This is a genomic window from Streptomyces sp. NPDC104226 (assembly GCF_055584085.1).
On sequence record NZ_JBVJMS010000006.1, the window covers coordinates 53,246 to 65,586 of the forward strand.

12 protein-coding genes are annotated in these 12,341 nt (G+C 72.0%); 5 read left to right on the top strand and 7 right to left on the bottom strand.

The window, feature by feature from the left end; all coding sequences use genetic code 11:
* Positions 1-52: 52 nt before the first annotated feature.
* Entirely contained in the window at positions 53-994 is a 942-nt protein-coding gene (locus tag ACZ60J_RS19490) for a hypothetical protein (RefSeq protein ID WP_469683399.1), read from the bottom strand.
* A 548-nt stretch (positions 995-1,542) separates the two neighbouring features.
* Here ACZ60J_RS19490 and ACZ60J_RS19495 point away from each other — a divergent pair.
* Positions 1,543-2,064 carry a DUF6232 family protein gene (locus ACZ60J_RS19495; protein WP_469683401.1) on the top strand — a complete coding sequence of 174 codons (522 nt, stop codon included), beginning with the start codon at positions 1,543-1,545 and terminating at the stop codon, positions 2,062-2,064.
* Positions 2,061-2,396 (top strand): hypothetical protein, encoded by a 336-nt coding sequence (locus tag ACZ60J_RS19500; protein ID WP_469683402.1) that lies wholly within the window; start codon positions 2,061-2,063, stop codon positions 2,394-2,396. Before ACZ60J_RS19495 ends, ACZ60J_RS19500 begins: the two co-directional genes overlap by 4 nt.
* Before the next feature lie 186 nt (positions 2,397-2,582).
* Here the strand turns inward: ACZ60J_RS19500 and ACZ60J_RS19505 are convergent, their stop codons facing one another.
* From ACZ60J_RS19505 to ACZ60J_RS19515, 3 genes are all read right to left on the bottom strand, one after another.
* Positions 2,583-4,745, bottom strand: coding sequence for a tetratricopeptide repeat protein (locus ACZ60J_RS19505; protein WP_469683403.1), 2,163 nt, complete (start codon positions 4,743-4,745; stop codon positions 2,583-2,585).
* A gap of 32 nt (positions 4,746-4,777) precedes the next feature.
* On the bottom strand, positions 4,778-5,263 hold the full coding sequence (locus ACZ60J_RS19510) for a hypothetical protein (protein ID WP_469683405.1): 486 nt from the start codon (positions 5,261-5,263) through the stop codon (positions 4,778-4,780).
* Between the two features lie 119 nt (positions 5,264-5,382).
* Complete coding sequence (locus tag ACZ60J_RS19515) at positions 5,383-6,180, bottom strand: thioredoxin domain-containing protein (RefSeq protein WP_469683407.1); 798 nt, start codon at positions 6,178-6,180, stop codon at positions 5,383-5,385.
* A 309-nt stretch (positions 6,181-6,489) separates the two neighbouring features.
* Here ACZ60J_RS19515 and ACZ60J_RS19520 point away from each other — a divergent pair, with 309 nt between their 5' ends.
* Positions 6,490-8,208 (top strand): lytic transglycosylase domain-containing protein, encoded by a 1,719-nt coding sequence (locus tag ACZ60J_RS19520; protein ID WP_469683409.1) that lies wholly within the window; start codon positions 6,490-6,492, stop codon positions 8,206-8,208.
* Here ACZ60J_RS19520 and ACZ60J_RS19525 read toward each other — a convergent pair.
* The 3 genes from ACZ60J_RS19525 to ACZ60J_RS19535 form a co-directional block, all read right to left on the bottom strand.
* Entirely contained in the window at positions 8,205-8,810 is a 606-nt protein-coding gene (locus ACZ60J_RS19525) for a hypothetical protein (protein ID WP_469683411.1), read from the bottom strand. The two genes, ACZ60J_RS19520 and ACZ60J_RS19525, sit on opposite strands and share 4 nt — an antisense overlap.
* Positions 8,811-9,006: 196 nt before the next feature.
* On the bottom strand, positions 9,007-9,606 hold the full coding sequence (locus tag ACZ60J_RS19530) for a TetR/AcrR family transcriptional regulator (RefSeq protein WP_469683413.1): 600 nt from the start codon (positions 9,604-9,606) through the stop codon (positions 9,007-9,009).
* Between the two features lie 275 nt (positions 9,607-9,881).
* Positions 9,882-10,085 carry a cold-shock protein gene (locus tag ACZ60J_RS19535; protein WP_112451444.1) on the bottom strand — a complete coding sequence of 68 codons (204 nt, stop codon included), beginning with the start codon at positions 10,083-10,085 and terminating at the stop codon, positions 9,882-9,884.
* A gap of 237 nt (positions 10,086-10,322) precedes the next feature.
* On the opposite strand from ACZ60J_RS19535, the gene ACZ60J_RS19540 reads away from it, so the two are divergent.
* Together ACZ60J_RS19540 and ACZ60J_RS19545 are read left to right on the top strand one after the other, a co-directional pair.
* Positions 10,323-11,186 (top strand): menaquinone biosynthetic enzyme MqnA/MqnD family protein, encoded by an 864-nt coding sequence (locus ACZ60J_RS19540; RefSeq protein ID WP_469683414.1) that lies wholly within the window; start codon positions 10,323-10,325, stop codon positions 11,184-11,186.
* Positions 11,187-11,407: 221 nt separating this feature from the next.
* Positions 11,408-12,214 carry a prepilin peptidase gene (locus ACZ60J_RS19545; protein WP_469683415.1) on the top strand — a complete coding sequence of 269 codons (807 nt, stop codon included), beginning with the start codon at positions 11,408-11,410 and terminating at the stop codon, positions 12,212-12,214.
* Positions 12,215-12,341: the final 127 nt, after the last annotated feature.

Consider the following 12,341-nt stretch of genomic DNA (forward strand, 5'->3'; position numbering starts at 1 on the left):
CGGAAGCCCCCGCAAGGCCGGGGGGCCTTGCGGGGGCGGTCTGTGCGACTGCTCAGTGCCGGCGGGCCGAGCGGCGGCGCAGCAGGACGAAGCCGCCGGCCCCGAGGACTGCGGAGCCCGCGCCGGCCGCGATCCACGCGGACGTGCCGTTGGTGGAGTCGGCCACCTCGGCGCCGGCCGCCACGCCGCCCTTGGGCACCACGACGGTCTGCGCGCCGCCGTGGGCGGAGACCGCGGGCTTCGGGGTCACGGACGGCTTGGCAGCCGGGGTGGAGGGCTTGGCGCCGCAGTCCTTGAGGGGCTTGGGGAAGCTGACGCCCAGCCACGGGATCACGCCGTCGGCGACGCGCACCTGGAGCTGCGGCGTCAGCGGGTCGTCGGCAGCCTTGATGCGGGCGCCTCCGGCGAGGCCGACGGGGTTGGCCTTGGTGAGGGTGGCCAGCGTCCCGGACCCCTTCGCGTCGATGAGCTTCGCGACCGGGCCGGCAGGGCCGTTGGAGAGCTGCAGGCTGACGCCCTCCAGCGGAGTGGCCATGTGGGTCGTCACCGTGCAGCCCTGCCGGGTCTCGCTGCCGCCCTGTGCGAAGCCGCGGGACTCCGGGTTCTTCCAGGACCGGACCTGGCCCTTGTTGTCCAGGGTGACCCACATGCCGGCGATCTGCTTGCCGTCCTCCGCCTGCTCGCCGGGACCGCCGACGGTGAGGTAGCCGAGCTGGCTGCTGCCCTCGGAGTAGACGTCCAGCCAGTAGGAGGCCTTGCCCTTCTTCCACAGGTCCGCCTTGATGCCGTTGGCCAGCACGAGGTGCTTGACCAGCTCCCCGCCCAGGCCCTCGACCGACGGGTCGGGCTTGGGGGAGGCGGTCTTGGGAGCGGCGGTCTTCGGGGCGTCGGCCGCGAAGGCGGTGCCCTGAGCCAGGAGGGCTCCCGCGAGGGCGGCGGTGGCGACGGCGGAGCGGAGGAGGGTCTGGCGGCGGGAACGGGTGCGGACCGACATGGGGAACTCCGTGACAGGTGGTGGTGGAAGAAGGAGGTTCTGCATGGCACCTCCTCTGCCTGACGGACTGTTGCCTGTCTGGGCTTGGCGGGCTGCAGAAAGAAAATTACGGAGGCTGTGTCGGCGAAGCGTCCGCTCCATGTCACCGGACTGTCACGACGGTTGAAACCCGCCGAACCCGCGTCGACCTGCACCGATGGACCCGCCAGAGCGGCCTGGACCACCCCCTCCATGGCTGAGTCCCCCTCGCTCACGGGCCGGCGTCCGCATCCGTGCCCGCAGCCGCGTCCGCGACGGCGTCCGTCGCGGTGCCGCCCCGCCCGGAGGGCGCCGGACCGCTCGCGCGCGGGGTCGTGCGTACCCACGGCCAAGACGCGGTCCCGGCCTGCCGACAGCAGAGGGGGAGGGCCGCATTCCGCGGTGCGGACTGTCAAGCGGAATCCCGAATGGATCATGACTACGTCGATAAGAGCCAATCCCTATTCGGCCGGTCGGACCCGCCCTACACTTCGAGCCGTCAACGCCGAAAAGAGCCAGGGGGGCGCGAAATGGCGGTTAGCAATTCGACGGTCCAAGTCCGTGTGCAAGAGGGGGTGTTGTGGGTCGACGGTGAGGCTTATCCGTTGCACAACATCTCCCACGTGGGGCAGCGCGTATTGGAGGTGGACAAAGGGGCGGCCTGGCGCAGGTTCATCGGCCGGGCGGCCCTCTGCATCGTCCTCGGCGCCATTGCGGTGGCCGTCTTCGGGAACGTCGCCGCGGTCATCGCGTTCGCCGTCTTCGGGCTGCTGGTCTGGCAGCTCGTGAAGGTGATCGGGACGCCCCCGGTGTACGGCCTCGTCCTCAACACCTCCGGCATCCAGCGGGAGGCCGTCTGGTCCCTGGACCGGTCCGAGATCGAGAACCTCGTCTACGAGATCACCAAGGCCATCGGCCGGCCGGACGCCGCCCCGGTGACCATCAACATCAAGGAAGCGGTGATGGGCGACCAGTTCAAGGTGTACGGAGCCGGGGCCATCGGGCAGGCCCAGCACAGCGGTTCGGGAGACATCAGGGGAGGCGGTCGATGATGGCCGGCGACCAGTACACGGTGTCCGGCGCGGGGGCCATCGGAAAAGCCGAGCACTCGGGCTCCGGCGACATCGTGGCCGGAGGCAAATACGTCGGCGGAACTCCGCCGGAGGCCTCGGCGCTCGACAACCTCATCGAAGAAGTCCGGGCGATGAGGCAGTACCTCGACGAGACCGACCGTGCGGAAGTCGACGCGGCGGTGGAAGAACTCGGGGAGAATCCCCCCGAGGCGAGATTCCGGAGAATCCTCGCGACCTTCTCCGGAATTGCGACACTGCTCGGAGAAGCGGGAGTTCCGGTGATCGCGGCGGTCAAGGCGCTGCTCGCCTGAACGGGAAGCGGAAGGCGAGGGGTCCACGGGCAGTGGCCCCTCGCCCTGCGATTCCGCACCCCACCGAGGAACGCGGCCCGGGCGCCGGGGCTGAGGCCGAGCTGGAGGCCGGCGGGTCCGCGCGGAGGTGAGTGACGTCCGGGGCGAAGGGTGGTCCGGGGGAGACGGTATGGGCCCGCTTGTGGGTCATTGCTCCCAGGAATGCTGGCGCCAGAGGCTGATGCTGGACCGGGTGACGAGGGTGTGGGGGTGTCCTGGGCCCAGGACACGCAGGTGGTCCTCCAGCAGCGCGGCGAACGCGTTTGCGGCCCCTGTCGCATCTCCCGCTTCGCCTGTCCAATGGGCCAGGTTGTTCCGGGTGGCGAGGGTGTCGAGGTGGTCGGGGCCCAGAACGCGCAGCCTGTCCTCCAGCAGGGCGGCGAACGCGGAAGCGGCCCCGTCTGGGTCACCGGCCTCTCCGCGCCAGCTCGCCAAGTTGTTCCGGGCGGTGAGGGTGTGGGGGTGGTCCGGGCCCAGGACGCGCAGGTAGTCGTCCAGCAGAGCGGCGAACGCGGTGACGGCCCCGGCCGCATCTCCCGCCTCACCGCGCCATTCTGCGAGGTTGCAACGGACGATGAGGGTGTGGGGGTGGTCCGGGCCCAGGACGCGCAGGTAGTCGTCCAGCAGAGCGGCGAACGCGGTGACGGCCCCGGCCGCATCCCCGTCCTTGCCACGCCAGAGTGCGAGGTTGGAACGAACAATGAGGGTGTTGGGGTGGTCCGGGCCCAGGATCTTCACCTGGTCCACCAGGAGGAGGGTGGCCGCTTCCGCAGCCCCGATGGTGTCCCCGGCCTCTCCCCGCCAGGCTGCGAGGTCGGAACGACTGCGGAGAGTGCTGGGGTGATCTGGCCCCAAGGACTGTGTGGCGGTGTTCGTGACGCGCTGGAAGTAGTCGATTGCGGAAGCCACTTGCCCGGAATGGCCGAGGCTCTCACCAAAGCGGTACAGCACTGGGTGGCCGACGGGTCGGAACAGGGCACGCACGGCGCACACGATCAGGGCGGCGGTGTTGGCGCGCAGAGCGCTTGCCAGGCCGACGTCGCGTTCGGTTTCGGGCCAGGCTGCAGTCAGAGCGTCGGCCGCAAAGCGCGCGAGCAAGTCCCGGTGGTCGGGGTCGAGGGGATCTCGGATGGCACGCTGGACGATCTGGTGGACCCGTACGGCCGTGTGGGCCTCGGTGGGAGAGTGGTCGATGAGGCTCAGACGGTGAAGCGCGCGCAGCGCACTGGTCGCCTCCTCCTCGGTGACCCGGGAAGGTTGAAGGACAGGGTCGTCACTGTGATGGAAGGCTCGGTGGGCCGTCAGGTAGTCGAGGACCGGACCGCCGGTCAGGACCCGGTCCGGGATCCCGTTCGGGTCGAGCATCGAGGCGAGCTCCAGCATCGGCCGGGCCAGGCCCGCCGGGCGGAGTTCGTTCGCGCGGTCCACGGACAGGGACCAGGCGGCCGCCGCGGGGGTGTGCTGGTCGTCGGGCAGGGCTCCGGGCTCCGGGAGGAGGTCCGCCAGGTGGCGGGCACGGTCGACCAGGCGGGTGCGGTAGTCGGCGGCGGACAGCTCCGTGTCGACCAGGTAGGCCGCCGCCTGGGACAGGGCGAGCGGCAGGTGGCCGAGGTCCCGGGCCAGGGCGGCGAGGTCCGCTTCGGGTTCGCTGCGGCCCTGGGCGGCCAGGGCGTGCCGGAGGTGGGCCGTGGCCTCGGCCGGGGTGAACAGGCCCACCGGGACCAGCCGTCCGTGGGTCGCGAGGGCGGCGTCGCGGCGGCGGGTGGTGACCAGGGTCCGTCCGCCGGGATGGGAGGGCGGCCACAGGTCGCGCAGGTCGCCCGGGTCGGCGACGTCGTCCAGGACGATCAGCCAGCGGGGCCGGCCGGGCGCCGGTTCGAGCCAGGCCAGGAACGCCCGCGCGGCCCGCTCCGGGTCGGCGGGATCCGTGTGCAGGATGTCCGCCGCGGCGTGGGCGTAGGCGTCGACGACCGCCTGGCGGGTGGCGGCGGTGACCCAGACGAGGAGGTCGAGCTCACCGCTGCCCCAGGCGTGCCGGGCGTGGTCGGCCGCGAGCTGGGTCTTGCCCACCCCGCCCATCCCGGCCAGGACCTGGCACACGACCGCCGTGCCGCCGCCCTCCACGGCGGAGCGCAGCCGGTGCACCTCGGACCGGTCCTGGAACGAACCGGCCCTGCGGGGGATCACCCCGACCTGGTGCGGCCAGGAGACGGTGTGCCGGGGAGCGGCCTGGTAGGTGACCTGGCCGATGTGGTGCGCGGCCAGGCTGCCCTGCCCGGCGTGCACGAAGACGCCGCCGGCCGGCGGCACGGCGGCGGGGAGGCTTGGGAGCGCCGGTCCGGTCAGCCCTGGGACGGATCCGGCACCGGAGGGGGGCCGATGTGCGCGCCTCCGTGGAGCACGGCCGCGGCGATCGATCCGCCCTCGGCCTGCACGCTGACGTCCCGCCCGGCGGCCACGCCGCCGGTTCCGGCCGCGACTGCGCGGGCTGTGGCGGTGTCGTCCAGCAGGGCCCGTAGCCCGGCGGCCGCATCGTCCCGCTCGGCCTCGCCGAGACCCTCCAGCAGGTCCGCGAAACGGCTGCGCCAGACCTGTGCCTGGAGGTTGCGCTCCTGCTCCGTCCCGCCGGAGGAGGCGAGTTCCGCGGCGGTGCGGTCCAGCCGCTCCAGCTGGACCCGCTCGCGGTCGGCGTCGCCCCGCCCGAACCACCGCGCGACCCGGGCGCGGACTTCCGTCCATGCGTCCGTCGTCGCGGCCTGCACCACCGCGGCGCCCCCTGCCGCGGCCAGTGCCTCCAACGATTCGGCCAGCACCTCGCGCCCACCCACCCCTGTATCCGTATCGCCCGTTCGTCTGCGGCCCGGCGGCCCGGGGGCCGCCGCGCTACCGACGAACGTACTTCCACGGGGGAGCGTGCACGCCCCTTTCGCCCGAGAACGGACCGGTGCTACTTCAGGTTTTCGGTGATCAGCTTCTTGAACTCGTCCGGGGTGATCGAGTCGATGCCCTGGCCGGAGTTCACCGTGAGCTTCTTGCCGTTGATGGAGACGTCCGGCGTGCCCTGCATGTTCTGGTCGTAGAAGGCCTGGCCGACCTTCTCGACCCACGGCATGTAGGTGAGTTCCTTGACCGCCTGGTTGAAGGCGGGCGTGCGCAGCCCGGGGACCTGGTTCGCGAGGTCCAGCAGGGTGGCCGTGGAGCCGAACTTGTCGTCCGATTCCTTCTCCGGGTGGTTCTTGTAGAGCACCTGGAGGTACTCCATGAACTTCTCCGGGCTCTCGTTCACGGCCGCGCCCAGGGCGTTGACCGCGCGCTTGGAGCCCTTGCCGCCGCCGAGTGCCTTGTCGAGGAACGTGGCGAAGTGGTACTCGACGCGGTACGTGCCCGCGTCCGCCTGCTCCTTGATGGTCTTCCCGAGGCCGATCTCGACGCCCGCGCAGTAGGGGCAGCGCGGGTCGAGCCAGACGGAGAGGACGTTCTTCGCGTCCGCCTTGCCGTACGGGATCACGATCCCGTCCTTGCCGGTGGTGTTGGCCGGCTGGACGAAGGGCTTGCCCGCGGCCTCCTGGTCGGCGGAGGGCTTCGACACGTACAGGCCGATGCCGACCGCGAGGGCCAGTACGGCGACCAGCGCGCCGCCGATCAGCACGCGCCCGCGCAGCTTCTCGCGACGGGCCTGGGCCTCGCGCTCCTCGCGCATGCGCTCGCGGGCCTCGCGCCGCTGGTCCTTCTTGCTGGTTGCCATCCCACAAGGATAAAGAGCGCAGAGAGCCCGAATATGTGCCATTGGTTTGAATCGGGCAGGGCTTTGGTCCCTGGCCGCGATCCCTGCGAGAGGTTCGTGAAGATGAGACGAATGGCGGGGCACATCTCCGGGGGCGGCGGTGAGTCGCGGCCGAAGAACTGATAGACAGTTAACCTCCACGGACCGTTCGATCGGCCGTCCGCGCGAAGAGGTAGGGGCGCGCGGAGCGGAGCACCAAATGACTTTATGTGACTTTGTACGTTTTACGGGGGTCCGGACCGGCCTCCGCTCTGGGGGGATCGCCGCACTGTGAAGCCACTTCACCGTCACCTCGTCAACACCTCGCGCAAAGTCGTGTGCACGGCCGCCCTCGCGGCCAGCCTGACCACCGCCGCGGTCGTCACCAACACGCCGATCGCGGGTGCCGGGGAAGCCGAGCCGACCCCCGACAGCCCCCAGGCCACCGAACGCGGTGACGCCCGGCTGGACCTTCCGGACCTGGTCGCCGACCCGCCGCCCGCGCCCCCCGGCGCCGCCAGCCCCGGCGGGGCCACCGCCGGCATACCCGCGACCGCCCTCGACGCCTACAAGCGCGCCGAGATCTCGGTGGCCGCCGCGCTCCCCGGCTGCCACCTCCCCTGGCAGCTGCTCGCGGGCATAGGCCGGGTGGAGTCGGTCCACGCCTCCGGCTACGGGCTCAAGGCGGACGGGTACACCGAGAAGCCGATCCGCGGGCCCCGCCTGGACGGCAACGGCTTCGCCGAGATCAAGGACACCGACAAGGGCGAGTGGGACGCGGACCCGGAGTACGACCGCGCGGTCGGCCCGATGCAGTTCATCCCCTCCACCTGGTCCACCTGGGGCGCCGACGGCAACGCCGACGGCAAGCGCGACCCGAACAACATCTACGACGCCGCGCTGGGCGCCGGCCTCTACCTCTGCGCGGGCCAGCGCAACCTCACCGACCTGGGCGACCTCGACAAGGCGGTCCTCAGCTACAACAGGTCGCGCGAGTACGTGAACACGGTGCTCGGCTACATGCGCCAGTACCAGGCCGGCCAGGGAGCCACCCCGGTTCCGAACCCGCCCTCCGGCAACTACCCGACGCCGAACCCGCCGCAGCTGCCGACGCCCCCGGCCCCCGCGCCGGTCCCGACGCCGCCTCCGGCGCCCGTGCCGCCCACGCCCACGCCCCCGAAGCCCACGCCGCCGAAGCCGACGCCGACCCTGGCCAAGCTGATCCGGGTCGGTACCGCGGAGCTCTCGGCCGAGGCCGGGACCGAGTTCGCGCGCACCCCGCTCATCAAGGCGGTGCTGAGCGACGGCATGCCGGCCGTCGACCAGCCGATCGTGATCGCGGTCGACGACGACACCACCGGCCGCACCGTCTTCGCCGCCGACGGCAAGGACTTCGCGGTCGTGCGCACCAACACCGACGGCCTCGTCAGGGTTCCGAAGCTGAAGGCGGGCGCCAAGGCGGGCACCTTCTCCCTGCGCGCCACGGGCTACGCGGTCTCGGTCGAGGTCTCGCTGCGGATCGGCGGCAAGGTCACCCCGGCCAAGCCGGTACCCGTCCCGGACGCGGACCAGCTGGTCCGCAGCGACGCGAACGCCGGCAAGCCGCTCACGGCGGAGGCCGGGACCGGGATCAAGGGCGTCCAGTTCCTGGCGACGGCGAAGGGCAAGGCCGTCGCCGGAGCCCAGGCCACGGCCGGGCTCGGCGCCAAGGACAAGGACGGGAAGTGGGTCCCGGCGGACCCGGCCAAGGCGGGGGAGACCCCGTACTTCCTGGACAAGGACGGCAAGAAGCTGACGGAGCTGGCGCTCCCGGCGACCGCGGCGGACGGCAAGATCGACCTGCCGGAACTGTCCACCACGGGCGTCTCCGCGGGCACGTACACGCTCCGCGTGCGGATCTCCGACACGGTGGTCCTCTTCCTGGACGTCACCGTCACCGAGCCGCCGGCCACCGAGCCGCCCGCGACGCAGCCCCCGGCCAAGGACCAGCCGGCGGCCCGCAAGGCCTAGGACGCGAACACCTGCCGCAGCACCCCGCCGAACCCGGCGGGGTGCGTGCTCAGGCCGGTGTGCCCGCCCGGGAACTGCACCAGCTCCCTGCCCCACTGCTCTGCGAGGAACGCGGCCGGGCGGTGGGGCAGCTCGCCCACCGAGTCCCGGCCGCCGGCGAGCACGAGCCTGTCCCCGACCGCCTCCGCCTCCAGCCGCCGGAGGTCGGGGACGTAGGCCATGAAGTTCGGCACGATGCGCCCGAGGAAGTACGGCAGGTCGGCCATCGTCCGCCCGGCCCGCGAGGCCGCGGCGGGCGGAAGCCCGGCGGGGGCGGGCTGCTCGGCGGGCCGCTCGGCCCGGCGCGGGCCGTGGGCCGTGCCCCCGCCGTCCGCCTCCGCGTCCGCCTTCTTCAGCCCCGCCGCGAACACTCCCATCGCGGGCATGAGCCCCTCCGCATCCAGGGTGTCCTGTACGCGGGCGAGGAACGCGCGGTGCGCGGGGGCGTCCGGCAGCACCTCGACGATCGGGGGCTCGTGCGCCACGAGGCGTACGAGGCGTTCGGGCCGGGTGGGTGCGGGGCCGCGTGCCGTAGGTGCCCTGCGGGGCTGTCCCCTACCCACCCTTCCCCGTTCCCTGGGGCTCCGCCCCAGACCCCGCGCTTCGAGCGCCGGCGGGGCCGGGTTTATCCAGCCCCGCCGGTGTCAGAGGCACGCGGCAACGGGTCCGGGCAGAGCCCGGGGAACGGGGGAAGGGCGGGTAGGGGACACCACTCCGTGCCCGCTGCGCAGGCCGCCCCGCGTTCCCCGGTCCGGGTGCTCACGCAGGGCCCGCTTCCCGGGGGGCCGGCCAGTGGCGGAGCAGGATGTGCAGGGCGTCGAGGGAGCGGAGCCAGGAGGCCTGGGGGGTCCGGGCGTGGGCGAAGCCGCCCGAGGCCTCCAGGGCCACGAACCCGTGGAACGTGCTGCGCAGCAGCCGGGCCGCGTCGGTCAGGTCGGGCTCCGCCAGTCCGTAGCCGCGCAGCATCCCGTAGGTCAGCGCGACCGCGCGGCGCGGTCCCGGGGCCTTCGCGGCCAGCTCGGGGTCGATCTTGCCCGGGGTCTGCGTCGCCGCGTACCGGCCGGGGAACTTGTGGGCGTACTCCCGCCAGGCGTTGGCGAACGCGACGAGCGCGTCCTTCCCGGCGAGCCCCGCCGTCGCCTCCGCGATGAGCAGCGTCTTCTCGTCCGCCGCCAGCAGCGCGATCCGACCGCGGAGATCCTCCAGGCTGCGGACGTGCGCGTACAGGCTCGCGTCCTGTACCCCGAGCCGCCGTGCGACCTGCGCCATGGTCACCCGGTGCAGCCCGACATCGTCCGCCACCTCGGCCCCCACGACGGTGACCTTCTCCGCCGTCAGCCCCACCCGTACGCGCACCATGTACCCCTCCCGTTGGTTCGGTCCCCACAACTTATACCTAGTGGTCTTAGGCTTGAACCTAGGGGCCCTAGGTAACGGTGATGCGGTGCCGCACAGGGCGGAGCGGATACGGCAAACCCCCGGCACCGTTCGACGGTGCCGGGGGCTCAGCGCCGCAGGCCCGGTTCAACGACCCGGCCAGGGCAAAGGCAGGAGCCCCGTCGACTCTGCTCGCACAGAGAAGACAGGGCTCCTTGGGTACTGCATATCCAACCGCGACTGGTTGGCCCAGGCGACTAGGCCGGGGTGACGTTCTCCGCCTGCGGGCCCTTCGGACCCTGGGTGACGTCGAAGTTCACCAGCTGGTTCTCCTCAAGGGAGCGGAAGCCGGCGGCGTTGATCGCGGAGTAGTGGACGAAGACATCCGGGCCGCCGCCGTCCTGGGCGATGAAGCCGAAGCCCTTTTCAGCGTTGAACCACTTGACGGTTCCGGTAGCCATGAGCCCTCCTATGGGCCAAAGGGTCGCCCTGCTCCAGAACCTGCTAAGAAGTCTGAAAACTACAAAAGCCTGCGGGTCACATTCTCCGCAGGCCTCGTACTGCAAGGGAAACCAAACTGCAACTTGCGTCGAGCCTAGCACGCACCTCCCGGCCGAGACCAGAGGGAAAGATCACGTCACCCGGACGTTTGAGACCCGCCAGACGGCTGACGGAGACGCGGGAGCTAGTCTCGCGATGTGGACGTCTATCGCAGCCGGCCCCGTGTCGGCCACATTCAGTTCCTGAACTGCCTGCCCCTCTACTGGGGGCTGGCCAGAACCGGCACGCTGCTGGACCTGGAGCTGACCAAGGACACCCCGGAGAAGCTCAGCGCGAGCCTCGTCCAGGGGGGCCTGGACATCGGTCCCATCACCCTCGTGGAGTTCCTCCGCAACGCGGACGAGCTCGTCGCCTTCCCCGACCTGGCGGTCGGCTGCGACGGGCCCGTCATGTCCTGCGTGATCGTTTCGCAGGTCCCCCTGGACCAGCTGGACGGCGCCCGCGTCGCCCTGGGATCCACCTCGCGAACGTCCGTGCGCCTGGCCCAGCTGCTGCTCGCGGAGAAGTACGAGGTGCGGCCCGACTACTACACCTGCCCCCCCGACCTGGGGCTGATGATGCAGGAGGCGGACGCGGCGGTGCTGATCGGCGACGCCGCACTGCGCGCCTCGCTGCACGACGCGCCCCGGCTCGGACTCGCCGTCCACGACCTGGGGGCGATGTGGAAGGAGTGGACGGGGCTGCCCTTCGTCTTCGCCGTCTGGGCCGCCCGCAAGGAGTACCTGGAGCGTGAGCCGGAGGTCGTGCGGAAGGTCCACGAGGCCTTCCTCGCCTCCCGGGACGTGTCCCTGGAGGAGGTCGGCAAGGTCGCCGAGCAGGCGGCCCGCTGGGAGGCCTTCGACGCGGAACTCCTGGAGCGCTACTTCACGACGCTCGACTTCCGCTTCGGCGCCGACCAGCTGGCCGGCGTACGTGAATTCGCGCGCCGGACGGGACTCACGACGGGCTATGCGCCCGATGTGAACGTGGAGCTCCTGCCGGTGGGCGTGCCGGGTCATTAGCGCGGCTTATGAGGGCATTCCCCTTTCCGCAGAGCGGAAAGGGGCGGAAAGGAGAATGCCCGCCGTTTACCGCGAATGCCGCCCCCTTTCACCCCCCGTCCCCTTTCACCGCCCCACTACCCGTCCCCCTCGGGACGGGTAGTGGGGGACGGCCGCCCCTGCTAGCGTCCGTCGCCAAGACGCGGCGGGCCGGGGCGGGCGGAGCGGGGGCGAAAGCGGGCATGGGCATCGCGGGATTCGTGGCCGGGGTCACGCTCTGGGGCGTGCTGGCGGGACTGCTGTTACCCCGGGCCGTCTACCGCCTCTCCGTGGAGGTCGGCACGGCCCGGCGGTCGGACTGCCCGGCCGGACATCCGCTGACGGGCCCGGCCGGCGGGTGGCTGGGCTTCGCCGTCTGCCCCCGGTGCGCGCCCGGAGCCCGGTGGCACGGCGGCTACGCGCCCGTCGCGGGAGCCGTGCTCGCCACCACCCTGGTGTGCCTCGCGCTCGGCGCCGGGGTCGGGGCGCGGCCCGAGCTGGGGGCCTGGCTGCTGCTGGCGCCCTTCACCGTCCTGCTCTGCTTCGTCGACCAGGCCGTGCACCGGCTGCCCGACGTACTGACCCTCCCGCTGGCGGCCGCCACCTCGGCCGCGCTCGGCGTGGCCGCCCTCTTCACGGGTACCGGCGGATCCTGGACCCGCGCGCTGCTCGGCGGGCTCACCCTCGGGTCCGTGTACCTGGTCCTCCACCTGATCCACCCGCCCGGCATGGGCTTCGGCGACGTCACCCTGGCCCTGACCGTGGGGCAGATCCTCGGCTGGTACGGGTGGTTCGTGCTGTTCGCGGGCAGCTTCGCCGGGTTCACCGCGGCCGCCGTGCACGGGTACGTACGGGCCGCCCTGCGCCGGCTGGAGCCCGGGACCCCGATCGCCTTCGGGCCCTTCATGGCCGGCGGCGCCCTCGCGGGCGTCCTCTACGCGGGCCTGGGCCTGGGCATGGGGCTCGACCTGGGGTCGGACCCCGTCCTGGGGGCCGGACTGCTTCCCTGAGGCGGCCCGCAGGGGGCCAGCCCGGGAGCCGGAGGAGCTGGCGTAGGCTGGATCGGTCCGGGAATCCCGACCGCAGCCGGGCGCCAGCCGAACGACACACAGCGGAACGACACAGCCGAAAGGTGAC